This window comes from Quisquiliibacterium transsilvanicum (assembly GCF_014202215.1).
GTDB lineage: Bacteria > Pseudomonadota > Gammaproteobacteria > Burkholderiales > Burkholderiaceae_E > Quisquiliibacterium > Quisquiliibacterium transsilvanicum.
On record NZ_JACHGB010000008.1, the window covers coordinates 12,950 to 39,253 of the forward strand.

Here is a 26,304-nt window from a genome sequence, read left to right on the forward strand (position 1 = left end):
GCCGACTGCCGGAGGACGCGTCTCAGAACACGCGTTTGAACCAGGCGAGCGACAGACCGGCCGACAGCGCCAGCAGCAGCGCGGCCGCCGCCGACAGCGCTCCGGAGAGTTCCACGCGCCGCCGCTCGAAGCCCAGCTTCAGGTCCAGGGCCCGATAGACGCGCGTCAGCTCGGCCGCACTCGCGGCGGGGAAGTACTCGCCGAGCGTCAGCTCGGCGATGCGCCGCAGGCCGGCCTCGTCGAGCCGGACCCGCATCGACCAGCCCTCCACCGCAAGCACCGCCCCCTTGGCCGTGCCCAGCCCCACCGTGTACACCCGCACGCCGCGCTGCGCGGCGATGCGCGCGGCGAGCTCGGGCTCCGGTCCGGCGCCCGATTCGCCATCGCTCAGCAGCACGATCGCGGCCGAACGGTTCGATCCTGGCGGAATCGGCGCCGGCCAGTTCTCGGGGTCGGCGCGCGGGTCCTCCGCACGAAGGTCGAAGCGCAGCGCAGGGTCGATCGCCTTGAGCGCGACCAGCAGGCCGCTGCCGACCGCGGTGGCCTGCTGCAGCTGCAGCCGGTCCAGCGCAGCAAGCACGGCATCGCGGTCGTGCGTGGGCGTCTGCACCAGCGACGCGCTCGCGGCGAAGGCCACCAGCCCGATCCTGGTGGTGGCGGGCTGGCGCAGGACGAACTCGCGCGCCGCCGCGCGCGCGGCGCCGATGCGGTCCGGGGCGATGTCCGCGGCCCGCATGCTGCCGGAGATGTCGATCGCCAGGACGACGACCTCGTGCGGCGCCGGCAGCGACAGCTGCGCGCTCGGCCGCGCGGCCGCGACGAGCAGCGCGGCGAGCGCGAGCGACAGCAGCAGCGCGGGCATGGCGCGCCGCCAGGCCCGCACCGGCGGCGCAGGCGCCTGTGTTGCGCCGGCCGCGGCAGCGCGACGGCGCCGCCGGGCGGCGACCACGTTGGCCAGCACGGGCGCGGGCGCCAGGACGAGCAGCCAGAGCAGCGCAGGCCAGCCGAACTCCATGGCGCCCTCAGCGGCCCCGCGCCGCGCGCCCTGGCAGCCGACGGGCGCGCGCGCCGCGCGCCCGCGCATGAGCGAAGGCCATCAGCGAATCGACCAGGTCGGCATCCGTGGACAGCTCCAGTGCGTCGACGCCCGCATGGGAAAGCGACTCCCGCAGGCCGGCCTCGCGCCGCTGCACCGCCTCGGCGAAGCGTGCCCGGAAGCCCGGGTCGTCCGCGTCGACGAACAGACGCTCGCCGGTCTCGGCGTCCTCGACCGTCATCAGACCCAGCTCCGGCAGCGCCTGCTCGAGCGGGTCGACCGGGCGCACTGCGAGCACCTCGTGACGGCGCGCCAGCTGCCCCATCGGCGCCTCCCAGCCGGGCCGGCTGAAGAAATCCGACACCACGAACAGCAGCGAGCGGCGCGGCACCATCCGCTGCGCGCCGCGCAGCAGCTCGGCGAGGTCGGTCCCGGCGCCGGTCGGCGCGGATCGGCGCGCATCGGCCCGTCCCGGTGAACGCGCATCGCTGCGCCCGGGCTGATGCGCATCGATCCGCGCCAGCAGGTGCAGAACCTGGCCGCGTCCGCCGCGCGGCGGAATCACCGCATCCACGCGCTCGCCGAACAGCATCGCGCCAACGCGGTTGCCATGGCGCACCATCAGCCGCGCCATTGCGCCGACGAACTGCGCGGCCAGCGCGCGCTTGTCGCGTGCCCCCGAACCGAAGGACATCGAACCGGTCAGGTCGACCAGGAACCAGGCGCAGGCCTCGCGCTCCTCATGGAACTGGCGAACGTGCGGCACCTGCAGCCGCGCCGTCACGTTCCAGTCGATGTGACGGGCATCGTCCCAGGGCTGGTACTCGCGCAGGTCGGCGAGGTCGAGACCAAAGCCGCGCAGCAGGGTCCGATAGTCGCCCTGCAGCAGCCCGTCGAGCCGCCGGATCACGGTCCACTCGATGCGGCGCAGCATCCGCTCAGGCGCGGGGGACGGCATCCCGGTGGGCCTCCAGTGGCTTGGGCGGCATCGGCACGCGCGCCATCAGCTTCTCGATCAGCGCATCGGCATCGACCTCCTCTGCCAGCGCCTCCCAGGACAGCACCAGCCGGTGCCTGAAGACGTCGGGAACGAGGTCCGCGAGATCCTCCGGCAGCACGTAGGCCCGCCCGCGCAGGCGGGCCAGCGCGCGCGCGCCCTCGATCAGATGGATCGGCGCGCGGGGACTGGCGCCATGGGCCAGCCATCGCTCGAGCTCCGGCAGCCCATGCCGCGCGGGAGCGCGCGTCGCCGCCGCGAGCTTCACCGCATACTGGATCAGCGACGGATCGACGTAGGTGGCCCGGCATTCGCACTGCAGCTCGAGCAGTTGCGCGGTGCTGGCCACCGGCTGCGGCTCAGGGGTACCGCCGGTGACGCGCTCGACGATCACGAACTCCTCCTCTTCGGTCGGATAGCCCACCAGCACCTTCATCATGAAGCGATCCACCTGCGCTTCCGGCAGCGCGTAGGTGCCCTCGGTCTCGATCGGGTTCTGCGTCGCCATCACCAGGAAGGGCGCCGGCACCGGGTAGGTTTCCCCGGCGATCGTCACCTGCCGCTCCTGCATCACCTCCAGCAGCGCGCTCTGCACCTTGGCCGGGGCGCGATTGATCTCGTCGGCCAGCAGCAGGTTGGTGAACACCGGGCCGAGCGCAGTGGAGAACTCGCCGGTGCGCTGGTTGTAGACGCGGGTCCCCACCAGGTCCGCAGGAACGAGGTCGGGCGTGAACTGGATCCGTCCGAAGCCTCCACGGATGGTCCGCGCCAGGGTCTTCACGGTCAGCGTCTTGGCGAGGCCGGGCACACCTTCGACCAGCAGGTGCCCCTGGGCGAGCAGCGCCACCAGAACCCGCTCCAGGAAGGCATCCTGGCCCACCACCACCTTCTTCATCTCGTAGAACACGCGCTCCATCAGCGTGCCCCGCTGCGTCGCCTCCGGATCGATCATCGTGCCTCCTCGCGGCTGGCCTGATTGCGGCCTGATTGCGGCATGGGTGCTGTCGGGCCGGGCGCCCGCGGCCCCGTGTCAGAACGGCGGCAGGCCGAAGCCCGCCGCCGCATTCTCGATGGGCACCGCGAAGCCGATGCCGACGAAGAATCGCTGGCCGACCGGATTCAGGATGCCGGTGACGATGCCCACCACCTCGCCCTCGTCGGTGACCAGCGGCCCGCCCGAGTTGCCCGGGTTCGCCGCGGCATCGAACTGGATCAGCCGTCCGAGCACTCGCCCGCCGTCCTCGGAGACGTACTCTCGGTCCAGGCCGGAGACCACGCCCGAGCTCACCGACGGGCCGATCCCGAACGGAAAACCGACTGCGACCACCCGATCGCCCGGCCGCAGGTCGCCCGAGGAGCGCAGCGTGGCGGCGACGAGGTCGTCGGGAAGCGTGTGCGCCTTCAGCACCGCGAGGTCGTTCTCGGGCTGGACCGACAGCACGGTGGCATCCGACTCCAGCCCGTCGTCGAACACCACCCTGATCCGGGCCGCGCCGGCGACGACGTGGAGGTTGGTCAGGATCACGCCTTCCTCCAGGATGACGACGCCGGTGCCGGTGCCATGCGCGGCTTCGTCCGTGCCGGGTGCGGTGCCGGGCGCAGCGCGCTCCTTCGGTCCTCGCCCCTTCCCGGCCGCGCCGCGCTCGCCCGGCGCACCGAACGCCCGTACCCGCACCACCGAGGGCCGGATGGTTTCCCAGGCGCGGGCGGCCGGCGACGGCAGCTTCGCCTTCTCCAGGCTGCGCTGCACCGCCAGATCGAAGCGCTCCTGCGCGCGCTCGTCCACCGGCTGACCGAGATGGCGCCCGGCCAGGACGCCCGCCGCCAGCAGCGCAGCGGCGCCAAGAAGAATCGGCAACATCAGTCGCAAACGCCAGCGCCGCGCGCTGGGGCCGCTGGGGCCGGTGGCGCTGGTGGCGCTGGTGGCGCTGGTGGCGCTGGCGGTCATGTCGGGCACCGAGCACTCCGCGCCGATGCCGGCAGGCGCGGCCGCACTCCCGCCCCCTGGTCGGGGAGCCTTCCTGCGCACCGCGATGTAGACGCCCGCTCTCGGCATGACCGTCGCTCCGGCCAGGCCCCGACCGAAGGGCCCGGTTTCGGCTACGCTAACACGACCTCCCGGCGGCGTGTGCGCCGGCGCCCCTATGACGGGAAAGCCCGCAATGACGTTCCTGTGGCCGACGATGTTGTGGCTGCTGCTTGCGATCCCCGCGCTGCTTGCGGGCTACCTGCTGCTGCTGCGTCGGCGCAGCCAGCCGGCGCTGCGCTTTCCCCATCTCGGCCTGATCCGGGAGGCGCTGGGCAAGGGACCGGGATGGCGCCGCCACCTGCCTCCTGCGCTGATGCTGCTCTCGGTGGCGGCGGCGCTGTTCGCCGCCGCGCGCCCGGTCGCCACGATCACCCTTCCGGCCGACCAGCAGACGCTGCTGCTGGCCATCGACGTGTCGCTGAGCATGCGCGCGGAAGACATCGAACCCAACCGGATGGAGGCGGCGCAGGCCGCGGCGCGCAGTTTCGTGCGCGAGCTCCCCGGCAAGGTCCGGGTCGGAATCGTCGCCTTCGCGGGCACCGCCAGCCTGGTCCAGGCGCCCACCCGGGACCGCGAGGCGCTGCTGGCCGCAATCGACGGCTTCCAGCTGCAGCGCGCCACCGCGGTGGGCAGCGGCATCCTAGTGTCGCTGGCCAGCCTGTTCCCGGACGCCGCGATCGACCTCGAGGAGAGCCTGTTCGGCAACCGCGCCGGAGCCGGCGCGCGTAGCCCGGCAGCCGCGCCCGGCGGCGCCCGCAGCGACGCATCGCCCTCGGCGCCGGTGCAGCCCGGCTCGTCCGGGTCGGCAGCGATCGTCCTGCTCACCGATGGCCGCACCACCACCGGCCCGGACCCGCTGGAGGCCGCGCGCACCGCTGCGGCCATGGGCGTGCGCGTCCACACCGTAGGCTTCGGCTCCGGCGAAGGCGCCACGGTGGCCTTCAACGGCTTCTCGATGTTCATGCGCTTCGACGAGGAGGCGCTGCGCGCGATCGCGCAGATCACCGGTGGCGAGTACTACCACGCCGCCAGCGGCGACGACCTGCAGCGCATCTACAGGGAACTCGGCGCGCGGTTCGCGCTGGAGACGGCGCGCACCGAGATCGGCGCCCTGTTCGCGGCGCTCGCCGCGGCGCTCGCACTGGCTGCGGCAGGGCTGTCCTTCGCCTGGTTCCGGGCCGGACGCTGAGCCTCCAGGGGGACGCCGGCCCGGCTCAGGGAGTTCCGGCGCTCGCACAGCACTCGCGCGCGACCGAGTCCAGGTCCGGCTGGATGCCGCGCTCGCCGAGCCGCTTGCCGAACCCCGAGCGGTGGATCAGCGACGCCGGCTGCGCCTGCAGCCCGCACAGCACCAACCGACCGCCGCGCCTGGCCAGCAGCGCCTCCAGCGACTCGAGGGCATCCAGTCCGGTCGTGTCGATGTTGATCAGCCCCGACATCTCGAGCACTGTGAGCGGAGGAATGTGCCGCTGCGGGTCGAGCAGCCCCTCGAGCTTGCTGACCGCGCCGAAGAAGAGCGACCCGACGACGCGATAGGCCTCCACGCTGGCCACTGGCAGGCCCCGGCGCTCCGCCTCCGCCTGGTCGATCGGCTCGATCCTGGTCAGGCTGGAGATGCGCGTGACGAAGAACAGGCAGGCGAGCACCAGGCCGACCTCGACCGCCACCGTCAGGTCCAGGACGACCGTGAGCAGGAAGGTGGCCAGCAGGATCACCCGGTAGTTCATCGAGAACTGCTTCAGCCGCCCGAACTCGTGCCACTCGCCCATGTTCCACGCAACGAACAGCAGGATCGCCGACAGCGTGGCAAGCGGAATGTCCTGGGCCAGCGGAGCAGCCACCAGCACGATGAGCAGCAGCACGCCCGCGTGGACCACTCCCGCCACCGGCGAGCGCGCGCCGGAGCGGATGCTGGTGACGGTGCGCGCGATGGTGCCGGTGACGCAGAAGCCGCCGAACAGCGGCGCAACGAAATTGGCCACGCCCTGCCCCATCAGCTCCTGGTTGGGATCGTGACGGTCCTCGGTCAGCGAATCCGCGACCCGGGCGCACAGCAGCGACTCGATCGCGCCCAGCAGCGCGATCGTGAGCGCCGGCGCGAAGAGCAGCCGGACCGTCGCCCACTCGAACGCCGGGAACTCGATCGCAGGCAGCGCCTGCGGGATCCCGCCGAACTTCGAGCCGATGGTTTCCACATCGAGCCCGCCGGCCGAGACGGCAAGCGTTCCGGCGGCGAGCGCGACGATGGTCCCCGGCACCCGCGACATCCAGTGATACGCCCGCGAACGGCTGGCCGCGTAGGTCTTGGGCCAGAGCACGACGACCGCAAGCGATACGACCCCCAGTCCCAGGGTCGCCGGGTCGAAGGCGCTCGCGTTGCGCACGATCGCTCCGACCTTGCCGAAGAACTCCGCCGGGAGATCGTCGATCGGCAGCCCCATGAAGTCCTTCACCTGCGACAGCGCGATCAGCACCGCGATGCCGTTGGTGAAACCGATGACGATCGAGACCGGGATGAAGCGCACCAGGCTGCCGAGCCGCGCCATTCCCATCGCGAACAGAATCACCCCCGCGAACATGGTGGCGAGCAGCAGGTTGGCCACGCCGTAGCGCTCGACGATGCCGTAGACGATCACGATGAAGGCGCCGGCCGGACCGCCGATCTGCACCCTCGACCCGCCGAAGGCCGAGACCAGGAAGCCGCCGACGATCGCCGTGACGATCCCGGCCTGCGGCGACAGGCCGCTCGCGATGGCGAAGGCCATGGCAAGCGGAAGCGCCACGACCCCCACGGTCACGCCCGCAGCGACGTCGCCCGAGAGCTGGCTTCGATCGTAGTTGCGCAGCGCGGCGAGCGCCGCCGGACGGAACTGCAGGGAAAACTTCATCACGGGCTCCTGCCACCCCGATCGGCGTCACGACGATGAATCGTCCGGCCCAGCCACCCGGACACCGACAGGGACGAAGCGCTCCGAGCGCGGCCCGCAGCCGGCACGCGCCTGCTCAGCCGCCGGCAGGGCCGATCATGTCGCCCGGCCGCACCCAACGGTCGAACTCCTCGCTGCTCACGTAGCCCAGTTCGATCGCCGCCTGCCGCAGGCTCTCGCCGCGTGAATGCGCACGCTTTGCGATCTCGGCTGCGCGGTCGTAGCCGATGTGTGGCGCGAGGGCAGTGACCAGCATGAGCGAGCCTTCGACGAGTTCGGCAATGCGCTCCGGGCGCGGCTCGATGCCGCGCGCACAGTGCCGGTCGAAGCTCGACATACCGTCGGCCATCAGCCGGGCGCTCTGCAGGAAGGCATGCGCGATCAGCGGCTTGCACACGTTGAGCTCGAAGTTGCCCGAGGCCCCCGCGAAAGTGATCGCAGTGTCGTTGCCGAAGACCTGGCAGCAGGCCATCGCCAGCGCCTCGCACTGCGTCGGGTTCACCTTGCCGGGCATGATCGAACTGCCAGGCTCGTTCTCGGGAATCGAGATCTCGCCGAGCCCGCTGCGCGGACCGGAGGCCAGCCAGCGTACGTCGTTGGCGATCTTCATCAGCGCGGTGGCCAGCAGCTTCAGCGCGCCGTGCGCGCCCACCATGGCCTCGTGCGCCGCGAGCGCCGCGAAGCGGTTGGGCGCCACCGCCAGCGGCAGTCCGGCTTCGCGCGCGAGCATCGCGGCCACCCGATCGCCGAACTGGGGGTGGGTGTTCAGCCCGGTGCCGACCGCCGTACCCCCGATCGCCAGCTCGAACAATCCGGGCAGCGCCGCGTCGATCGCGCGCTCCGCATGCGCCAGCTGGGCCGCGTAGCCGGAAAATTCCTGGCCAAGCGTGAGGGGCGTGGCGTCCTGCAGGTGCGTGCGCCCGATCTTCACGATTCCGGAGAAGGCCTGCGCCTTGGCTTCCAGCGTCGCGCGCAGTCCCCTCAGCACTGGCAGAACCTGACCGTTCAAGGCCTGCGCGGACGCCACGTGCATCGCGGTCGGGAACACGTCGTTCGAGGACTGACCGAGATTGACATGGTCGTTCGGATGCACCCGACGGCTCTCGCCGCGCACACCGCCCATGATCTCCGAGGCGCGGTTGGCGAGCACCTCGTTGGCATTCATGTTGGTCTGCGTGCCGGAGCCGGTCTGCCAGACCGAGAGCGGGAACTCCGCGTCATGGCGCCCTGCCAGGACTTCGTCCGAGGCTTGCGCAATCGCAGCTGCGAGCTCGTCATCGAGCAGCCCGAGGTCGCGGTTGGCCAGCGCGCATGCGCGCTTCACCGCCACCAGCGCGACCAGCAGCTCGCGCGGCATGCGCTCGGTCGAGATGCGGAAATGGGCGAGCGAGCGCTGCGTCTGCGCACCCCAAAGACGCTCGGAAGGCACGTCGACCGTGCCAAGGGAATCGCGCTCAGTGCGGAAGGAGGCCATGGCCGCTCCCCACCGGAGCGCGCGCGGACCGCCCGAGGCGGTCCGGGGGCGCTGCCGTCCTCAGGTCTTGCACTCGTTCGCGAGCTGCTTGCCGTTCTTGGTGTCGAGCAGCATCGATTTTCCGACGATCACGAGCCAGACCAGCCCCGAGGCGTTGTCTTCGTAGCGCAGCGCCCCGGTCTTCGTGCTCACCGCGCGCAGCGTGTAGTCCTTGCGATCCCAGTTCAGCGTGGCGAACTGGAGATCCGCGCTCACGGTCCGGACCTGGACGCGACGGTTCAGCTCGCACTCGTAGGTGCCCGCGCGAAACGGCAGGCCGGCCGGGTTGAAGTCGGACAGCGGCGCCTCGGTCGCCTGGACGCCAGGGCTCACGACCTGCTCCTGCGCCGGCGCCATGGCGACCGTGGGCGTCAACGGCGCCGAGGCGCCGCTCGCGCCGGCCGCCTGCGCGGAGGCAGCGATCGCGGCGGCGACGGCAAATCGGGCAAGGCTTGAACGCTGCATCGTCTTCTCCTGGAGTGAAACGGGCTGCGCCCGTCGCCTCGAAACCGGTCCTCGAATCGTCGCGATTGTCGGCCTGCGAACGCGGGAACGCAAGCGCGACGCTGCGCGCGCGCCGGCACGGGCGCAGCGGCCACGCCACACCCGCCATTCAGCTGCCTTGCCCCCGGGGCGGGATCCGGCCCAGCGTCGCCAGGTCGAGGGCCATGCCGAACGCCGCATCGGTGAACGCGAGCACCTTCTCGAACTCCTCGTCGCTCAGGCGCCGGGCGGCGTCGCGGGAGCGGTAGACGTTGATGAACTCATGTTCACGACCCGCATGCAGCACCAGCCGCGCGACCCCGAGCTCCTCCAGCGCCTTCCACAACGAGGGGCTGTAGTTGCGCGCCAGCTGCATCAGGAAGGGCACCGGATCGTTGCGCGCGAGCAGGGCGGCAAGCCGCAGCAGCACCTCGAAGGGGAGCACCATCTTGCCGTTCTCGGCCAGGTCGAGCATCTCCGGATCCTTGAGATCGATCGCAGTGCTCACCTCGGCGACGGTCAGGCCAGCGGTCTCGCGGGCGTCTCGCAGGAAGGCGCCCGCCTTGTGGAGCGCCCGCCAGTGCGCAGGCCGGCGCACCAGGGCATTGCCGACCCCCAGCGAGAGTTCCGCCGCGCTGCCCACCAGACCGAGGAGTTGCGCCGCAATCGCGCGCACATCGAGCGGCCAGGAAACGACCGGCGCAGCCGGAGCCTGCCTGCCCGACTTGCGGGCGGCGGCCAGGCTCGCTCGCCCCGCTGCGCCGGATGCCCCCGCCCTGGCCGCCGCAGGCTTCGCCACCGCCTTCGGCTCCTTGGCCTCGGCTGCGCGCCCTCTCGCGCTCCCCCTCGCGCTCCCCCTCGCGCTCCCCCTCGCGCTCGTCCTCGCGCCCGGCTTCGCGCCCGGCTTCGCGCCCGGCTTCGCCTTCGCCGCAGGCTTCCCCGCGCCCCTTTCGCTCATGCCCCACCCCACTTTGCCGGATGCACCGCCCCTATGCTATCCCCGGCGGCCTGCCCGGGGTGATCTCCAGCTGCAGGCGCGGGAGCGCGGTGGAGGTCGGCGGTGAAGGTCGGCGGCGGCGGCCGCCTCGCGACCGCCGCTATACACTGCCCGCCAGCGCCAGCCAGACCGGAACCTCCATGCCAGAACAGTCGATCCCCCTCCTCTCCGCCGTCGAGGCGCGCGTGCTCGGCGTGCTCGTCGAGAAGCAGCTCACCGTGCCCGACATCTATCCGCTGACGCTGAACGCGCTGCTGGCCGGCTGCAACCAGAAGACCAGCCGCGATCCGGTGATGACGCTGTCGGAGGGCGAGGTCCAGGACGCCCTCGAGCGCCTGCGCCGGCTGTCGCTGGTGATCGAATCCAGCGGCAGCCGCGTGATGCGCTATTCACACAACGCGAAGCGGGTGCTCGGCGTGCCGACCGAGTCGGTGGCGCTGCTGGCGACACTGCTGCTGCGCGGCCCGCAGACCGCGGCGGAGCTGCGGGCCAACACCGAGCGCCTGCAGCGCTTCTCGGACGCCTCCGCGCTCGAGGCGTTCCTCGAGGAGCTGGCGGCCTGGCCCGCGGGCGCGCTGGTGAGCCGGCTGGCGCGCCAGCCGGGCGCCCGCGAGCAGCGCTGGGTGCAGCTGCTGTGCGGCGCGCCCGCGGCTGCGCCGATGGAACGGGATCTCATCGAAGGCGCCGCGGTTTCCGCCGTTCCGGGCAGCCACCGGCTCGACGGCGCGCCCTCTGCGGCATCCGCCCAGGCGCGGATCGACACGCTGGAAGCCCGGGTCGCCGCGCTGGAAGCGACCGTCCGGCGATTGTGCGCCGAGCTCGGCATCGAGCAGTCCCGGGCAGAGCAGACCGGCCGGGTCGAAGCCGGCGAGGACGAACCCGGCACCCGGCAGACGGGCGCCGCGAACGCCGCTGGTGCAAGTGCGAATTCAGCTGCCACGGACGCGTGAACGGCTCGAGGGGTGGCGCGCGCCACCAGGTCGCGCGCCGGCCACGCGCATGCAAGAATCGGCCGCTACCCCCCTGATGCACACCATGGCCGTTCCACTGATCGAGGGACTCCAGCATCCCCACGCCTACCCGCACCCGTCCGGCCCGGTCCGACTGGTCGAGACGCACATCTCCTGGGTGCTGCTCGCGGGCGACTTTGCCTACAAGGTAAAGAAGCCGGTGGACTTCGGCTTCGTCGACTTCTCCTCGCTGGAGCGGCGCCGTCGGTTCTGCGAGGAGGAGCTGAGGCTCAACCGGCGCCTCGCGCCGCAGCTCTACCTGGGGGTCGCGCCGATCGCCGGCCCGGCGGCAGCGCCACGCATCGACGGCGACGGCGAGCCGATCGAGTACGCAGTGAGGATGCGCCGCTTCCGGCGCGCCGACGAATTCGCCGCGCTGGCGGCGCGCGGCGAACTCGAGCCGGCGCACGTGGAGACACTGGCGGCGCTGGTCGCAGACTTTCATTCGGCGGCCGACAGGGATCCGCCGGACTCGGGCTGGGGCAGCCCGGAGCAGGTGCTCGCGCACTGGATCGGCAACTTCGAGGTGCTGGCGCGCACCGGGATGGCGGCCGCCGAACGTGTGCGCCTGGAGGCGCTCGAGGGCTGGATGCGCGCGCAGCACGAACGGCTCGCGCCACTGATTGCCAGCCGGCGCGCCGAGGGCTTCGTGCGCGAGTGCCATGGCGACCTTCACCTGGGCAACGTCGTGCTGATCGAAGGACACCCCGTGCCCTTCGATGCGCTCGAGTTCGATCCCGGCCTGCGCTGGACCGATGTGGTGGCCGAGGTGGCGTTCACGATGATGGACCTGGAGCGCCTCGGGCACCCCGGGCTCGCGCGGCGATTCCTCGACGCCTGGCTGGAACGCAGCGGCGACTTCGCCGGACTCGCCCTGCTGCCGGCGATGCTGGCCTATCGCGCGCTGGTCCGGGCCAAGGTGGCGGCGCTGCGCGCCACCCAGTCCGCCCCCGGCACCGGGCAGGACGAGGCGCTCGCCGAGATGCGCGCCGACGTCGCCCTCGCCGAGCGCCTCGCGTCCCCGCGCCCGCGCGCAATCGCGATCACCATGGGCGTGTCCGGCTCGGGCAAGAGCCGGCTCGCGCTCGCGCTCGCCGAGTCCGGCGACTGGGTGCGGATCCGCTCGGACGTCGAGCGCAAGAGGCTGGCCGGCCTGGCCGCAGCCGACCGGGCCGGCGCCCCGCCGGGCGCGGGACTGTACGCGCCCGGGCGCACCGGGCAGGTCTACGAGCGGCTCGCGTCCCTGGCGGGCACGGTCGCCGACGCCGGCTTCCCGGCCCTGGTCGATGCCACCTTCCTGCGCCGCAGCCAGCGCGACGCCTTGCGCAGCCTGGCGGCCGAGCACGGCACCGGCTTTGGCATCCTTGTCGCAGACGCGCCGGTCGCGCTGCTTCGGGAGCGGGTGCAGGCACGTGCGCGCGCCGGCAGCGATCCATCGGACGCGACCCTCGAGGTGCTCGAAGCGCAGCGCAAGACGTTCGAACCCCTCGGCGCCGACGAAGAGGCCTGCGCCATCCGCGTCGACACTTCGACCCCGGCCGACGCCGCGGCGCTCGGGCAGGCCCTGCTGTCGCGCTGCAGCCACTCCACGACCCCGCCATCCCGATGAGCCATCCCGGTCCGCTTCGCCGCTTCGCCTGGCTGTCGATCCTTGCAGCGCTGGTCACCATCGCGCTGAAATCCGGCGCCTGGTGGCTCACCGGATCAGTCGGCTTCCTGTCCGACGCGCTCGAGTCGCTGGTCAACGTCGCAGGGGCGGTGATGGCCCTTGCCATGCTCGCGATCGCATCGCGCCCCGCTGACGAGCTGCACGCCTTCGGTCACGGCAAGGCAGAGTCCTTCTCCTGCGCCTTCGAGGGGGCCCTGATCGCGCCGGCGGCCGGCGTCAACATCCTCTGGACTGGCTGGCGGCTGGCCCGGCACTCAGCGCATGGCCTGATGGACGGCGTCCTGCCCTCCGGCCAGCTCGAGGCCCTGGATGCGGTGCTCGAGGGCTGTCGGGCCCAAGGGCTGGACTTCCATGCGGGCCGCAATCCAGCGCAGCACCGTGTTCACCCATCTCGAGCCGATCGAGGACTCCGCCTCGATGGCGGACCGATTCCTGGATCGCGACGACGGTCCCGCCGCCGCCGCTGCGCCAGCCAGCCTCCCGGCGCAGCGACCCTGAGCCCCTGAAGGAACGACCCATGCAGGCACCCGACTCCGCTGCTCGACCGCGCGTGTTCTACGGCTGGATCGTGGTGTGGGCCGCCTTCGTCGGCCTCGGCACCATCTTCGGCACTTCGTACTCGTTCGCGGCCTTCTTCCAGTCGTTCGCGCAGGAGTTCGACGCCCAGCGCGCCGACGTCGCGATGGTTTTCGGCCTTTCCGGGCTGCTTTACTTCGTTCTCGGCGTCGGCGGCGGCGCGATGTCGGACCGTTTCGGGCCGCGCATTACCACCACCACCGGCATGGCGATCATCGCTGCCGCCCTCCTGGCAGCGAGTTTCGCGCAATCGCTGATGGCGGTGTACATGGCCTTCGGCGCCGGGGTCGGCATCGGCATCGCGCTGGTCTATACGCCGACGATGGGCGCGGTCCAGCCCTGGTTCCTGCGCCATCGCGGGCTCGCCTCCGGAATCTCCAGCGCCGGGATCGGCGCAGGCACCGTCGTGCTGCCGCTGCTGGTGACTGCCTGGATCGACGCCTGGGGCTGGCGCGAAGGCATGCGCATCCTTGCCGCGGTGGTCGCCACCGTCGGCGTGGCTTCGGCGATGTGCATGGAGAAGGACCCGGCGCGCCGCAACCAGGGCCCCGACGGCGGCCCGCCGCTGGCAGGCCTGGGCGGACGGGCCGCGGCAGTGGCGGGAATGCCGCTGCGCGAGGCGATCCGCGACCGCCGCTTCCTCTGGCTGTACGCATCGACGATGCTCGCGGCGCCGGTGATGTTCACCCCCTTCGCCCACGTGTCCGCCCATGCGCGCGACCTGTCGATCGCCGAAGGGCTCGCCGTGGGGCTGGTGGGCCTGATCGGCATCGGCAGCCTGGTCGGACGCTTCGCGATCGGCTGGCTCGCCGACCGGCTCGGGCGCCTGCGCAGCCTGGTGCTGATGATGGCGCTGCTGGGGGCGTCCTACGCGTTCTGGTACCTGGCGCCGGGCTATGGCCTGCTCGCAGTGTTCGCCGTCTGCTTCGGCCTGTGCTACGGCGGCATCGTCTCGCTGCTGCCCCCCATCTGCATGGACCTGTTCGGCGGACGCGCGATCTCGTCGATCATCGGCGTGCTCTACAGCGGCGCCGCGCTGGGCAACCTGCTGGGCCCGGTGGCTGCTGGCGCGATCTTCGACCATACCGGCAGCTACGTCCCGGTCATGGCCGCCTGCGCGCTGTGCTCGGCGGGCGCCACCTGGGCTGCCTGGCGGACCTTCAGACAGCCGGCGCCGGCCTGATCCGGCGCGCCGGCAGAACGGGCAGCGCTCAGGCCGGCTCAGGCCACGGGCGCTGCGGCGGGCGCAGGCGCTCGAGCAGCCGCGACATCCGCAGCACCCCGAGATCGTCGAAGCGCTGCCCGACCACCTGCACGCCAACCGGCATCCCGTCGCCGGTATAGCCCCAGTTGACCGAGGACGCCGGCTGTTCGCTCATGCTGAACGGAACGGTGAATGCGATGTGCGGCAGGGCCCGGTGCGGATCGCTGCCGGGCGACGGAACGCCGGCCTCGTAGGCGGGGATCGGCGAGGTCGGCGACAGGACGAAGGCGTAGGCGCCGACCGCGCGGACCGCCGCCTCGCGCATTTCCATCACCCGCGTGTAACCGGCCATCACCTCGCTGCCGGTGAATCCGCCGGAGCGCCAGGTGCACCACTCGACGATGAAGGGCAGCAGCTTCGCGCGCGCCTGCGGACTCATCGCAGCCACGTCGTTCCCGGAGCGCGCCTCGAAGAACACGTTCATCCCCTCGAGCATCTCCCCGGTCAGGAACGACGGGATCTCCTCGACGATCGCGCCGGCAGCGGCCAGCGCGCCGGCCGCCTGAGCGGCCACTGCAGCCACCTCCGGGTCCACCGGCAGCCCGACCCGCATGTCCGGCAGGAAGCCGATGCGCAGGCCGCGCGGCTCCAGCCCGTCGAGCCCCGCCGCGTAGTCCTCCTGCTGCCAGGGGAGCGACATGAAGTCGCGCGCGTCGGGACGGGTCACCACGTTCATCAGCAGCGCCGAATCGCGGACGGTCCGCGTCATCGGTCCCGCCACGCGCCCCATGTAGGGCGGATGGATCGGGATCCGCCCGAGGCTGGGCTTGAGCGCGAACAGGCCGCAGTGGGTGGCCGGCAGCCGCACCGACCCGCCGATGTCGGTGCCCAGGTGCAGCGGGCCATACCCCGCGACTGCCGCCGCCGCGGCGCCAGAGGACGAGCCTGAAGTGTTCCGGTCCAGGCGCCAGGGGTTGCGAGTGACGCCGTGGATCGATGACAGCCCCGACGAGAGCATGCCGAAGTCGGGCATCGTGGTCTTGCCCAGGATGACGCAGCCGGCCTCGCGGACCCGGGCCGACGGCGGCGCGTCGGCGGCCTTCGGCGTCAGGTCGGCAGCGGCGCTGCCGATCGGCGCCGGATCGCCGCGCGTGTAGATGTTTTCCTTGATCGTGATCGGCACCCCGTCGATCGGCGACAGCGGGCTGCCGGAGCGCCAGCGCGCTTCCGACGCGCGCGCGTCGGCGAGCGCCTGCTCGCGGTGCACCAGGTACATCGCATTGATCGAGGGCTCCCAGCGGTCGATCCGCCCGAGCGCCGCCTGTGCGGCTTCCACGGGAGACAGGCGCCCGGTGGCGAAGGCCTCCGAGAGTTCGGCGGCGCCGAGTCGATGCAGTTCGATCATGCGGGGACTCCTGTCGGGTCGAAGATTCGGGCGGTTGACCGGTGGACGACCAGCCTGGGATTCAGCCGCGGATCCAGCCCAGGTCGCGCGCCGACGGCAGGCGGGGCAGGCCCGAGGTGGCAATACCCTGGGCGCGGCTCACGCCGCGCACGACGGCCGCGGCCGTGACCAGCGCCGCCGCCACCCCGAGCAGCGCGAGGTCGACGCGCAGCCCCGAGGCGCCGGTGGCCAGCGCGAAGATCGTGTCGCCGTCATACGGCGTGTGCACCGGATCGATGGTGCGCGCGAAGCCGTCGTGCGCCACCTGCGCAAGCCGGCGCGCCTGCGCCTTGTCGAGCACCGCGTCGGTGGCGACCAGGCCGATGGTGGTCGCGCCTCCCGGCTGCGTCACCGGCGCCGAGGCAGCGGGCCACTCGCCGCGCAGCATCGCCTCGGCGGTGCGTAGTGGCCACATGCCGTCAGCGCTGCGCGCGCCCGCGATCACCGCGCCGGTGTGCGGATCGAGCACGTCGCCGACCGCGTTGACCGCGACGATCGCGCCCACGTTGACGCCGGCCACGCGCACCGAGGCAGTGCCGATGCCGCCCTTCATCGCGCGCTCGATCCCGAACAGCTTGCCCACCGTGGCGCCGGCGCCGGCACCCACCGAGCCCTCGGCCGGCGGCGCATCGGACGCCGCGGCACAGGCCGCGTAGCCGGCGCTGGCATCCGGGCGCACACGATGATCTCCGACCAGCAGGTCGAAGAGGATCGCCGCGGGCACGATCGGCACGCACGCGGGCCCCACCTGCAGCCCCACGCCGCGCTCCTCCAGCCAGCGCACCACCCCGCCCGCTGCGTCGAGCCCGAAGGCGCTGCCGCCAGCCAGCAGCACCGCGTGAACACGCTCCACCAGGTTGCCCGGCTCGAGCAGGTCGGTCTCACGCGTGCCGGGCGCCGCGCCGCGCACGTCCACGCCTGCCACCGCGCCCTCCTCGGCGAGAATCACGGTGCAGCCGGTCGGGCGGCGCGGGTCGGTGAAATGCCCGACCCGGATGCCCCGCACGTCGGTCACGGCGCCGCCGGGCAGCGGGGCCGGCGCGGCGCGGCGAGGCTGCGTTTCGTTCATCGGGAAAGCTTACTTCATCGCGCGGATCCGGACCGGGCGCCACGGGCAAAGCCGCTATGATCGCCCGACATCCGGAGGAGACCGCAATGACGCTGTTCGACCTGAAAGACAAGGTGGCCGTGATCACCGGCGCCAGCCGCGGCATCGGCCGTGCCATCGCCGAACGCCTCGCCGAGCACGGCGCCAGGGTGGTGATCTCCAGCCGCAAGCTCGACGCCTGCGAGGAGGTCGCCTCGGCGATCCGCGCCAAGGGCGGCACGGCGGTTGCCCGCGCCTGCCACATCGGCCGCAAGGAGGAGTTGCAGGCGCTGGTGGACGCCACCAGGGTCGAGTGGGGCGGCATCGACATCCTGGTCTGCAACGCGGCCGTGAATCCCTTCTTCGGGCGCTCGGTGGACATGCCCGACGAGGCCTACGACCGGATCATGAACAGCAACGTGCGTAGCAATTTCTGGCTGTGCAACATGGTTGCGCCGCAGATGGCCGAGCGCGGCGACGGCTCGATCATCATCGTGTCGTCGATCGGCGGCTTCCAGGGCTCCAACCAGCTCGGCGTCTACTGCATCTCCAAGGCTGCCGACATGCAGCTCGCGCGCAACCTCGCGGTCGAATGGGGCGCGCAGAACGTGCGCGCCAACTGCATCGCGCCCGGCCTGATCCGCACCGACTTCGCCCGCGCGCTCTGGGAAAATCCCGTCATCCTGAAGAAGTCGGTCGAAACCGCGCCGCTGCAGCGCATCGGCGAGCCCGACGAGATCGCGGGTGCGGCGGTGTTCCTCGCATCGAAGGCCGGCAGCTTCATGACCGGCCAGACCCTGGTCATCGACGGCGGACGGCTCGCGGGCTCGCCGCGCGGCGAATGAGCCCGACGGGCCAGCAAGGAGCGCAGACCATGGACACCAGCGACAAACCGGAAGCCTGGCGGCGCGGCTACGAGGCGCGCTGCCGCGTGCTCGGCGAGGCCTACGTCGAGCAGGCCTTCGCGGGCGCGGACGACTTCACCCGCGACCTGCAGGACTACGTGACCGAACATGCCTGGGGCGCGTCCTGGGCGCGCCCGGGGCTCGATTTCAAGACCCGCAGCATGCTGAACCTGGCGATGCTCACCGCGCTGAACCGGCCGCACGAGTTCGAGATCCACCTGCGCGGCGCACTGCGCAACGGGGTGAACGCCGCCGAAATCAAGGAGATCCTGCTGCAGACGGCGGTGTACTGCGGCGCGCCCGCCGCGCTGGACAGCTTCAGGATCGCAAGACGCGTTCTCGCAGAGAAGGAACAGAGCTGAAATGACAGATATTCAACGGGCGACCGCGCCCGGCACGACCACCGACACCTACCGCGCCTTCGTCTGCCACCGCCTGAGCGAGGATCTCTCCGGCGTCGAGCTGCGCTCGCTGCCCCGCTTCGCGCCCGGACCGCGCGAAGTCGCGGTGGACCTGCGCGCCGCGTCGGTCAACTTCCCCGACCTGCTGATGACCAAGGGGCTCTACCAGTTCCGGCCCGATCCGCCCTTCGTGCTGGGCATGGAAGGCGCGGGGATCGTGGCCGCGGTCGGCTCCGAGGTCAGGGAGTTCTCGGTCGGCGACCGCGTGCTCGCCCACCAGAAGACGGGCTGCTATGCCGAGCGGATCGTCCTGCCCTCGACCAGCGTGCGAGCGCTGCCCGCCGGACACGATTTCGCCCAGGGCGCGGCCTTCCAGGCCGCCGCGATCACCTCCTACGTTGCGCTGGTGCGCAAGGGCGGACTCGCCGCCGGCGAGACCCTGCTGGTGCACGGCGCCTCCGGCGGCGTCGGCATGGCAGCGGTGCAGCTCGGCCGGCACCTGGGCGCGCGCGTGATCGCCACCGGCACCTCGGACGAGAAGCTGGCGATCGTGCGCGCGCAGGGCGCGGACGAGGTGATCAACCTGACCCGCGAGGACCTGCGCGAGCGCGTCAAGGAGCTCACCGGCGGGCGCGGCGCGGACGTCATTTACGACCCCATCGGCGGCGACGTCTTCGACGCCTCCACCCGCTGCATCGCCTGGGATGGCCGCCTGCTGGTCATCGGCTTCGTGAGCGGGCGGATCCCGACCATCGCGGCGAACATCCCGCTGATCAAGGGCTTCTCGGTGGTCGGCGTGCGGGCCGGCGAGTATGGCCGGCGCGACCCGCTCAAGGGCGCCGAGAACCTGCGCGCCATCGACCTGCTGGCCGAGCAGGGAGTGTTCCGGCCGCACATCAGCGACCGGTTTCCGCTGGAGCGCGCGCTCGACGCGCTGCGCCACATCGCCGACCGCAAGGTGGTGGGCAAGGTGGTGATCGAGATGCCGGCGCGCGGCTGAGTCAGCCGCGCAGCGCGCGCGCCAGCAGCGGCGCGAGCCGGATCCGGTTGGTCTCGTGGGGGATGGCGTCAGTGCTCCAGACCTCACGGATCCCCGCGTCACGCAGCTCCGCGAGCGCGTCCCCGACGAACAGCGCGTGCGTCACCGCGACGTCCACGCTGACGGCCCCCGCCGCCAGCGCCAGCGCCGCGCAGCGCGCCAGGGTGCGGCCGGTGCTGGCCATGTCGTCGACCAGCACCACCGCCCTGCCCCGGATCGGCGCCTCGGGCAGCACGATCTCGACCGAGCGGTCGCCCAGCCGGGTCTTCTCGCAGACTGCGAAGCCGAAGCCGCCCACCGCGGCCGCGGCCCGCACCCAGGGCAGCGATTCGGCGTCCGGCCCGAGCATCAGCGGCTGCATCCCCCGGTCGACGACCAGCCGGCCGATCTCACCGGCTGCCGAAAGCGAGACCGCGCGCGCCGACGGCACCGCCTGGGACAGTCGCTCGATGCGGTGCAGATGGGGGTCTACAGTGAATACAGCGTCGAACATCCTGCCGAGAAAGCGCCCGACGATGCGCTGGCTGACCGCCTGTCCCGGCTCGAAGGCGATGTCCTGGCGCATGTAACACAGGTAGGGCGCCACCAGGATCAGCTCCCGGGCCCCGAGTTCGCGCGCAGTCTCGGCTGCAAGCATCAGCGTGACCAGCTTGGCGTCGGGATCATGCAGCGAGTCGAACAGCACCACCCGCGCCGGCAGCCGCGCCGGCAGGCTCAGGCGCGACTCGCCGTCCGGAAAGCGGTGCAGCCGCACCGGCTCACAGCCCCATCCCAGTTCGCTGGCGAGGTCGGCGGCGCCCGCCTCCGAGCCCGGCAGTGCGAGGATCGTCGCCTCCGAGGCATCCGCTGCAGTCGTCATCAGAACTCCCCGAAGGCCTTCGGGACCGCATCGCCCGCGCCGATCTCGAAGCCGGTCGAACGGGCTGCCAGGCGCGAGGCGAAGGACAGGTCCGCAGGATAATCGGCATGGATGCGGTAGAGCGGCTGACCGGCGCTCACCAGGCTGCCGATCGCGTGGAACAGGTCGACTCCGGCTCCCTTCACCCGGGGCGCACCGGCAAGCCTGGCGATGCGCGCGAGCTGCAGGTTGTCGACCCCCACCACGACGCCGTCGCGCGGCGCGTTCACTTCCATCGACAGCCGGCCGAGCCCGGGCGCCTGCTCGCGCCGCCCCTGGGCATCGATGATCTCGTTCATCTTGTGCAGCGCTCGGCCCGAATCCAGGATGTCCCGGGCGATCGCGAAGCCCTCGCCGCCGCGCACGTCCGGATCGAACTCGATGACGCGCCCGGCCAGGCGCAGCGACTTCTGGCGCAGATCGGGCGGCCCCTGCGGATCGTTCTCCAGCACCTGCATCACGTCGCGCGCCTCGAGCATCGGCCCGATGCCGCGGCCGATCGGCTGCCGGCCATCGGTGATCACCACGTCCAGCGTGATGCCGACGTGCCTGGCCACGTACTCGAACAGCTTTTTCAGGCGCTGGGCCTCCGTCATCGAGCGCACCTTCGCCGACGGCCCCAGCGGGATGTCCAGCACCAGGTGCGTGGAGCCCGCGGCCAGCTTCTTCGAGAGGATGGAGGCGACCATCTGCCCGGGGGAGTCGATCGACAGCGGCCGCTCGACTGCGATCAGCACGTCGTCGGCAGGCGAAAGCTCGGCGCGGCCGCCCCAGGCCAGGCAGCCGCGCAGCGAGTGCGCGATCGACGCCATCCGGTCGAAGGGAAGGTCCACGTCGGCAAGCACTTCCATCGTGTCGGCGGTGCCGGCCGGCGAGGTGATCGCACGGCTCGATGTCTTGGGAATCAGCATGCCGTGTGCTGCGACGATCGGCACCACCAGCATCGAGGTCCGGTTGCCCGGGATGCCGCCGATGCAGTGCTTGTCGACCACCAGGCGCTCGCGCCAGTCCAGGCGCCGCCCGAAGGAGGCCATTGCCTCGGTCAGGTAGACCACCTCGTCGCGGTCGAGCTCGAACTGCGCGGACGCGACGACGAAGGCAGCGAGCTCGATCTTCGAGTAGCGGCGGTGGACGATGTCGCGCACGATCGCCAGGTACTCGTCGGCCGCGAGGCGCTCGCCGCCGATCTTGCGCCGCAGCGCGTGCATCGACGCGGGCGGCTCGGCGTGCGCGATCGCCAGCTCGGTGCCCTCGGGCACGCCGAGCTGGGCGAAGGCCTGCTCGGAAAGCCCGATCTCGTCGGGGCCGACGATCCGTTCGTCGTCCACCACGTTCAGAACTGCGGAGATGGTGCGACCATTCGCGCTGCCGTTGCCATTGCCGTTCACCGACAGATCGACCTTGGACAGGGCCTGGAAGCCTTCCGCATCGACAATGCTGCAGTCCCGGTGCAGGAATGCGACGTTCTCCTTGAAGGTGTCGATCCCGACCCGGACGGCCGACAGGCGCGGCGGCGCAGGCGTGACCGGGCGGGCGCGATCGGCACCGGGGCCCTCGGGAGCTTCCCTGGAAGATGTCGACATCGAAGCTGAGCGCAATGCGGCGGAACAGGACACCCGAAGCTTAATCCACGGACCATCACACCCCTCCCCTGCAGCGGCGCCCCGCCTGCCAGTGCGATGGCAGCGCCGGCCCGAAGCCAACCGGAACGACACGACATGCCCACCCTCACCGTCGCCGCCACCGGCGACCCGCGGATCGACGCCCTGGCCGGCCCCCTGCGCTGGCAGACCGGACCTGCGCAGGAGATCACCTACAGTTTTTCGGGCCTGCAGAGCGTGTGGTCGAGCTACGCCCCCGGCGGCGAGAGCGCAGAGCCCTGGACCGGCTTCGCGGCGCTGTCGGACGCCGAGCGCCAGGCCGTCCGCTCGGCGCTCGAAGCCTGGTCGTCGGTCGCGAACGTCCGCTTCGTCGAGGTCGCGGACAATGCCGCCGGCTCCGGGACCATCCGCTTCGGCTGGACCTCGGCCGGTCCCGACGAGCAGTCGCACACCTACGAGGTGGGTGAGCCTGCGAAGGCCGGCGACGTCTGGCTGAACTCCGACGCACCGTGGAGCGACGACTTCGAGCCCGGCAGCTACGGTTACTCCACCCTGCTGCACGAGATTGGCCATGCACTGGGCCTGGCGCACCCCTTCGAGGGCGCCGTCCGCCTGCCGCAGGACCAGGAGGGCTATGGCAACACGCTGATGAGCTACACCGCCTTCGTGGGAAGCCCGGGATCCTGGGTGGACTTCGAGCCGACGACTCCGATGCCCTACGACATCCTCGCCATCCAGCATCTGTACGGCGCCAACACCTCGCACCGGGCCGGCGACGACGTGCACGTGTTCCGCCAGGGCGAGCGCTACTTCGAGACGCTCTGGGATGCCGGCGGCAACGACACCGTCGCCTGGGAGGGGGCCACCGAGGGCGCTCTGATCGACCTCGCTCCGGGTGCCAGGAGCATGCTGGGCGATCCGCTCACCTACTGGAGCAAGGATTTCGAGAGCTCCTGGCCGGACCTCGAGACTGTCACGATCGCGCCCGGAACCTGGATCGAGAATGCCCGCGGCGGCGCGGCCGATGACCTGCTGATCGGCAACGAACGAGACAACCTCCTGCAGGGCGGCGGCGGCAACGACTCGATCGCCGGCGGCGCCGGCATCGACACGGTCATCTGGTCGGGCGCCGCGTCAGGCTACCGCCTGGGCTTCACCGACGGCTTGCTCACCGTCACCGACAAGTCTGGCGCGGAGGGCAGCGACACGCTCGCAGACGTCGAGCTGCTCAGGTTCTCCGACCGGACGGTCCATGCCGCTTCGCGCGCCCACGGCACCTGGGACGACCTGCCAGAAGATCTCTGGCACTTCTTCATCGTGGCCTTCGACGCGGCTCCCGGCGTCGAGTACATGGAACAGCTGGCGCTGGCCTGGCGTTACGGGATGAGCGTGCCGGAGATCGTCGAAGTCTTCACGGGCAAGCAGCAGTTCACCTCGGTCTACCCGTCGTCGCTGGACCATCAGGCGCTGGCGGACGCGATGGTGGCGAACATCGTCAAGGACAGCGCGGGCATCGCGGCGAAGCTGCAGGCCGCCACCGACATCCGCACATCGCTCGACAGCGGCGCCACGCTGGGTCACGTGATCCACACGGTGTTCGGCAACCTCGCGGACAAGCCGCTGGACGACGCCGACTGGGGCGGCACCGCTATCCAGTTCCGCAACCAGATCGTGGTCTCGAAGTTCTACACCGAGTACATGGGCCAGAGCACCACCGATCTCGACACGCTGCGCGCGATCCTCGAGCCGGTGACGCCCGCCACCGACGTCTACAGCGAGGCGGCGCTGCTGTCACTGATCGGGGTTGCGCTGCTGGAGGGCTGAGCCAGCGGCCGGTGGGGGCGCGGCTGTGCCGCAAGACGCGCTGCGGAAAGCGGCGCGGCTGGCGCGCGACGCAGAGCGGGAAGCTGTCCGGCGCAGGCCAGCCCGCGCCGCTACTGCGGCTCCAGCCCGGCCCGCGCGGCGATCTCGCCGACGCGCTTCATGTCGCGCGCGATCGCCCGGGCGAACTCCGCTGGCGCGCTGCCCACCGGCTCCAGCGACAGCTCGACGAGGCGGGAGCGCACCGCTGGCTCGGCCAGCGTGACGGCGATTTCGCGGCTCAGCCGCTCGACGATCGCGGCATCGGTTCCCGCCGGTGCCAGCAGGCCCTCCCAGCCTTCAAGCACGTAGCCGGGCAGCGTCTCCGACAGCGTCGGCAGGCCCTCCGTCCAGCCGGCGCGCCGCGCACCGGCGGTGATCGCCAGCGCCCGCGCCCGCCCGGACTCCACGAAGGACTGCGAGATCGCGCCCACGCCGAACAGCAGGTCGATGCTGCCAGCGGCCAGGTCCAGCGTCGCCGGTCCCATGCCTTTGTAGGGGATCTCGTTCAGATCCACCGCGGCCAGCGACTCGAACAGCAGGCAGCCGAGCTGCGGCATTCCGCCGGCGGTGCCGCAGGTGACCGCACCGGGCCGGGCGCGCGCCAGCGCCAGCAGTCCAGCGACATCGCGGACCGGCAGGTCCCTGCGCGCCAGCAGCGTCAGCCAGTTGCGGCTGACCATCGAGATCGGCGCCAGCGCGCGCAGGGGATCGAGCGAGCCGCGCACCAGATGCGGATTGATGACCAGGGCGGTGGGCGCGTACAGCAGCGTGTAACCGTCCGCCGGTGCCCTGGCGACCGACTCGATCGCCAGGTTGCCTGACGCCCCTGGCCGGTTCTCCACGACCACCGGCTGCCCCAGCCGCTCTGCCAGGCGAGGCGCGAGCAGACGCGCGGAGAGATCGACGGTGCCGCCCGGCGCGAAGGGGACGAGCACCCGCAGCGGACGCTCCGGCCAGCCGGCCTGCGCCGCCAGCGAGGCGCGCGGCGTCAGCGCGATCGCCGCGCAGGCGCCTAGCAGCGCCCTCCGGCCGTCGCCCGGCCCTGGCCGGAGATCGTCGCGGCTGATCCGGCAGGCTTTGGCTTTCGGTGCCTCTGCGCCGCGGCTCATCGCGCGCCCGCACCGATCCGGGCGGCCGCGGCGAGCCGGCTGCGCAGCACCTTGCCGCTCTCATTGCGCGGCAGCGAGCTCACCGCAACGACCCGGTCGGGCGCCGCAGGCCCGAGCCGGCTGCGGGCATGCGCAAGCAGCGCCGCGGCGTCGAAGGCGCCGCGACTCACCACCGCGCCGATCAGCAAGGGCCGGCCGGCCGGCGTCAGCGCCACGAAGGCCGCTGCCTCAGCCACGTCCGGATGCTCCAGCAGTGCGGCGTCCACCTCATTCGCGTTGACCTTCCGGCCGCCCGCGTCAAGAATTTCGTCGGTCCGCCCGGCGAGCAGCAGCATGCCGTCCGCCGCCAGGGAGCCCAGGTCGCCCGGGTAGAACCAGCCATCGCGGAAGGACGCCTGGTCGGCCCGGGGGTCGTCGACGTACCCGGTCGCGACCTCGGGGCCGCGGAACCGCAGCCGCCCGGTCTCGCCGGGCGGCAGCGGACGATGCGCATCGTCCACTGCCTGCGCCTGCGCCCAGGGCAGCAGCAGGCCGGCAGCGTCCGGCCGCCGCGCCCGCTGTTCGGCATCGACGAGCGCGAGCGAGCCGGTTTCGGTGGATCCATAGCTGACCAGGATTCGGTCGGTGACCAGGCGCGCCGCGCGCTCCCTCAGCGCAGCGGGCAGCGCGCCGCCGGTCACCGTCAGGGTCAGCCCCGGGCAGCGGAGCGCGCCGCCAGGCGCGTGATCCGCCAGCAGGCCCAGCATATGGGGAGAAATCCGGCTGGCGTCGATGCCGTAGCGGTCCACTGCATCGAAAAAGCGGTCTGGAGAGACGCCTGGAACCAGCACTACCGGGTCGCCGGAAACCAGGCGGCGCAGCGCCATGTTCATGCTGACCGCGGCGTTCAGGTCCAGGAACAGCAGATGTCGCCGCCCGCCCCGGGCCTGTGGCACGCCCCCGTACAGCCAGGCCGAGGTGTCCAGCGCCGCGTGGCTGACCGCCACGGCCTTGGGCACCCCGGTCGTTCCGGAGGACAGGGCGAGCCGCCAGGGGCGGCCCGACGCGTCTGCGCAGGCCACGCGCGGCGCCGGCAGCTTCGACGGCTCAAACAGCCCGGCGTCGAGCAGCACCTCCGCGCCCACCGGCGTCGCGGCCAGCGACGACTCGCGCACCACCAGTCCCACGCCGTAGCGGCGGGCGACGGCGCCGCGCCGCTCCGCGCTCAGCAGCGGCCGGAGCGCGATCGAGGTCGCGCCCAGTCGCGCTGCCGCCAGCACCGCCGCCAGGTGCAGGGCCGACTGGCCCAGCGTGGTGCCGACCACCGTGCCCGGGCCGACGCCGGCGGCCTGCAGCTGCGCGGCGGCACGATGCACCGCATCCGAGAAGGCGGCGTAGGACAGCACCCGGCCGTCGTCGATGCACGCCACTGCCCAGGGGTGCTCACGGGCGCGGGCGTCGATCCGGTCGGCGATGTTGGGCTCGGCCCTGCGGTAATTCATCCGGTTGCTCCGTTCGCGCCGGCTCATCCGGCGCA

The 26,304-nt window shown here is 71.9% G+C and carries 23 protein-coding genes; 9 read left to right on the plus strand and 14 right to left on the minus strand.

Annotated elements, in window-relative coordinates; all coding sequences use genetic code 11:
- Window positions 1–22 precede the first annotated feature (22 nt).
- The 4 genes from HNQ70_RS18305 to HNQ70_RS18320 all read right to left on the minus strand — a co-directional run bounded on the left by HNQ70_RS18305 (window position 23) and on the right by HNQ70_RS18320 (window position 4,089).
- Window positions 23–1,015, minus strand: a complete 993-nt coding sequence (locus tag HNQ70_RS18305) for a VWA domain-containing protein (RefSeq protein WP_183970503.1) — start codon at window positions 1,013–1,015, stop codon at window positions 23–25.
- Window positions 1,016–1,022: 7 nt separating this feature from the next.
- Window positions 1,023–1,994 carry a DUF58 domain-containing protein gene (locus HNQ70_RS18310; protein WP_183970505.1) on the minus strand — a complete coding sequence of 324 codons (972 nt, stop codon included), beginning with the start codon at window positions 1,992–1,994 and terminating at the stop codon, window positions 1,023–1,025.
- Window positions 1,975–2,985: an AAA family ATPase gene (locus HNQ70_RS18315; RefSeq protein ID WP_183970507.1), complete on the minus strand. Its 1,011-nt coding sequence runs from the start codon at window positions 2,983–2,985 to the stop codon at window positions 1,975–1,977. Before HNQ70_RS18315 ends, HNQ70_RS18310 begins: the two co-directional genes overlap by 20 nt.
- Before the next feature lie 78 nt (window positions 2,986–3,063).
- Window positions 3,064–4,089 carry a S1C family serine protease gene (locus tag HNQ70_RS18320; RefSeq protein ID WP_183970509.1) on the minus strand — a complete coding sequence of 342 codons (1,026 nt, stop codon included), beginning with the start codon at window positions 4,087–4,089 and terminating at the stop codon, window positions 3,064–3,066.
- Window positions 4,090–4,195: 106 nt separating this feature from the next.
- Here HNQ70_RS18320 and HNQ70_RS18325 point away from each other — a divergent pair, with 106 nt between their 5' ends.
- On the plus strand, window positions 4,196–5,251 hold the full coding sequence (locus HNQ70_RS18325; protein ID WP_183970511.1) for a VWA domain-containing protein: 1,056 nt from the start codon (window positions 4,196–4,198) through the stop codon (window positions 5,249–5,251).
- A 25-nt stretch (window positions 5,252–5,276) separates the two neighbouring features.
- On the opposite strand, the gene HNQ70_RS18330 is transcribed toward HNQ70_RS18325, so the two are convergent.
- The 4 genes from HNQ70_RS18330 to HNQ70_RS18345 all read right to left on the minus strand — a co-directional run bounded on the left by HNQ70_RS18330 (window position 5,277) and on the right by HNQ70_RS18345 (window position 9,784).
- Window positions 5,277–6,950 carry a SulP family inorganic anion transporter gene (locus tag HNQ70_RS18330; protein ID WP_183970513.1) on the minus strand — a complete coding sequence of 558 codons (1,674 nt, stop codon included), beginning with the start codon at window positions 6,948–6,950 and terminating at the stop codon, window positions 5,277–5,279.
- Window positions 6,951–7,065: 115 nt separating this feature from the next.
- Window positions 7,066–8,463 (minus strand): class II fumarate hydratase, encoded by a 1,398-nt coding sequence (gene fumC / locus HNQ70_RS18335; RefSeq protein ID WP_183970515.1) that lies wholly within the window; start codon window positions 8,461–8,463, stop codon window positions 7,066–7,068.
- A gap of 60 nt (window positions 8,464–8,523) precedes the next feature.
- Window positions 8,524–8,967 (minus strand): MliC family protein, encoded by a 444-nt coding sequence (locus tag HNQ70_RS18340; RefSeq protein ID WP_183970517.1) that lies wholly within the window; start codon window positions 8,965–8,967, stop codon window positions 8,524–8,526.
- Between the two features lie 148 nt (window positions 8,968–9,115).
- Window positions 9,116–9,784, minus strand: a complete 669-nt coding sequence (locus HNQ70_RS18345) for an XRE family transcriptional regulator (protein ID WP_183970519.1) — start codon at window positions 9,782–9,784, stop codon at window positions 9,116–9,118.
- Window positions 9,785–10,122: 338 nt separating this feature from the next.
- Between HNQ70_RS18345 and HNQ70_RS18350 the strand changes: the two genes are divergently transcribed.
- From HNQ70_RS18350 to HNQ70_RS18365, 4 genes are all read left to right on the plus strand, one after another.
- Complete coding sequence (locus HNQ70_RS18350) at window positions 10,123–10,932, plus strand: YceH family protein (protein ID WP_183970521.1); 810 nt, start codon at window positions 10,123–10,125, stop codon at window positions 10,930–10,932.
- Window positions 10,933–11,017: 85 nt separating this feature from the next.
- Window positions 11,018–12,601: a bifunctional aminoglycoside phosphotransferase/ATP-binding protein gene (locus HNQ70_RS18355; RefSeq protein WP_221302896.1), complete on the plus strand. Its 1,584-nt coding sequence runs from the start codon at window positions 11,018–11,020 to the stop codon at window positions 12,599–12,601.
- Window positions 12,598–13,167 (plus strand): cation diffusion facilitator family transporter, encoded by a 570-nt coding sequence (locus HNQ70_RS20680; RefSeq protein WP_183970525.1) that lies wholly within the window; start codon window positions 12,598–12,600, stop codon window positions 13,165–13,167. Before HNQ70_RS18355 ends, HNQ70_RS20680 begins: the two co-directional genes overlap by 4 nt.
- Window positions 13,168–13,178: 11 nt before the next feature.
- On the plus strand, window positions 13,179–14,420 hold the full coding sequence (locus tag HNQ70_RS18365; RefSeq protein WP_183970527.1) for an MFS transporter: 1,242 nt from the start codon (window positions 13,179–13,181) through the stop codon (window positions 14,418–14,420).
- Window positions 14,421–14,448: 28 nt separating this feature from the next.
- On the opposite strand, the gene HNQ70_RS18370 is transcribed toward HNQ70_RS18365, so the two are convergent.
- Together HNQ70_RS18370 and HNQ70_RS18375 are read right to left on the minus strand one after the other, a co-directional pair.
- Window positions 14,449–15,846: an amidase gene (locus HNQ70_RS18370; RefSeq protein WP_183970529.1), complete on the minus strand. Its 1,398-nt coding sequence runs from the start codon at window positions 15,844–15,846 to the stop codon at window positions 14,449–14,451.
- A gap of 61 nt (window positions 15,847–15,907) precedes the next feature.
- Complete coding sequence (locus HNQ70_RS18375; RefSeq protein ID WP_183970531.1) at window positions 15,908–16,954, minus strand: P1 family peptidase; 1,047 nt, start codon at window positions 16,952–16,954, stop codon at window positions 15,908–15,910.
- An 86-nt stretch (window positions 16,955–17,040) separates the two neighbouring features.
- On the opposite strand from HNQ70_RS18375, the gene HNQ70_RS18380 reads away from it, so the two are divergent.
- The 3 genes from HNQ70_RS18380 to HNQ70_RS18390 are packed head-to-tail and all read left to right on the plus strand — an operon-like array spanning window position 17,041 to window position 19,278.
- Complete coding sequence (locus HNQ70_RS18380) at window positions 17,041–17,817, plus strand: SDR family NAD(P)-dependent oxidoreductase (protein ID WP_183970533.1); 777 nt, start codon at window positions 17,041–17,043, stop codon at window positions 17,815–17,817.
- 29 nt (window positions 17,818–17,846) lie between these two features.
- Window positions 17,847–18,239 (plus strand): carboxymuconolactone decarboxylase family protein, encoded by a 393-nt coding sequence (locus HNQ70_RS18385; protein ID WP_183970535.1) that lies wholly within the window; start codon window positions 17,847–17,849, stop codon window positions 18,237–18,239.
- Window position 18,240: 1 nt separating this feature from the next.
- The gene (locus tag HNQ70_RS18390) at window positions 18,241–19,278 is read left to right on the plus strand and encodes an NADPH:quinone oxidoreductase family protein (protein ID WP_183970537.1); all 1,038 of its coding nucleotides are present in this window, start codon (window positions 18,241–18,243) and stop codon (window positions 19,276–19,278) included.
- A gap of 1 nt (window position 19,279) precedes the next feature.
- Here the strand turns inward: HNQ70_RS18390 and HNQ70_RS18395 are convergent, their stop codons facing one another.
- Both HNQ70_RS18395 and HNQ70_RS18400 read right to left on the minus strand, forming a co-directional pair.
- Window positions 19,280–20,176 carry a ribose-phosphate diphosphokinase gene (locus HNQ70_RS18395; RefSeq protein ID WP_183970540.1) on the minus strand — a complete coding sequence of 299 codons (897 nt, stop codon included), beginning with the start codon at window positions 20,174–20,176 and terminating at the stop codon, window positions 19,280–19,282.
- Window positions 20,176–21,798 carry a thymidine phosphorylase family protein gene (locus HNQ70_RS18400; RefSeq protein WP_183970542.1) on the minus strand — a complete coding sequence of 541 codons (1,623 nt, stop codon included), beginning with the start codon at window positions 21,796–21,798 and terminating at the stop codon, window positions 20,176–20,178. Before HNQ70_RS18400 ends, HNQ70_RS18395 begins: the two co-directional genes overlap by 1 nt.
- Window positions 21,799–21,933: 135 nt before the next feature.
- Here HNQ70_RS18400 and HNQ70_RS18405 point away from each other — a divergent pair, with 135 nt between their 5' ends.
- On the plus strand, window positions 21,934–23,640 hold the full coding sequence (locus tag HNQ70_RS18405; protein ID WP_183970544.1) for a M10 family metallopeptidase: 1,707 nt from the start codon (window positions 21,934–21,936) through the stop codon (window positions 23,638–23,640).
- A gap of 110 nt (window positions 23,641–23,750) precedes the next feature.
- Here HNQ70_RS18405 and HNQ70_RS18410 read toward each other — a convergent pair whose 3' ends face one another.
- Complete coding sequence (locus tag HNQ70_RS18410; protein ID WP_183970546.1) at window positions 23,751–24,788, minus strand: Bug family tripartite tricarboxylate transporter substrate binding protein; 1,038 nt, start codon at window positions 24,786–24,788, stop codon at window positions 23,751–23,753.
- Window positions 24,785–26,269, minus strand: coding sequence for a class I adenylate-forming enzyme family protein (locus tag HNQ70_RS18415; RefSeq protein WP_183970547.1), 1,485 nt, complete (start codon window positions 26,267–26,269; stop codon window positions 24,785–24,787). The genes HNQ70_RS18410 and HNQ70_RS18415 overlap by 4 nt, the downstream gene beginning before the upstream one ends.
- Window positions 26,270–26,304 lie beyond the last annotated feature (35 nt).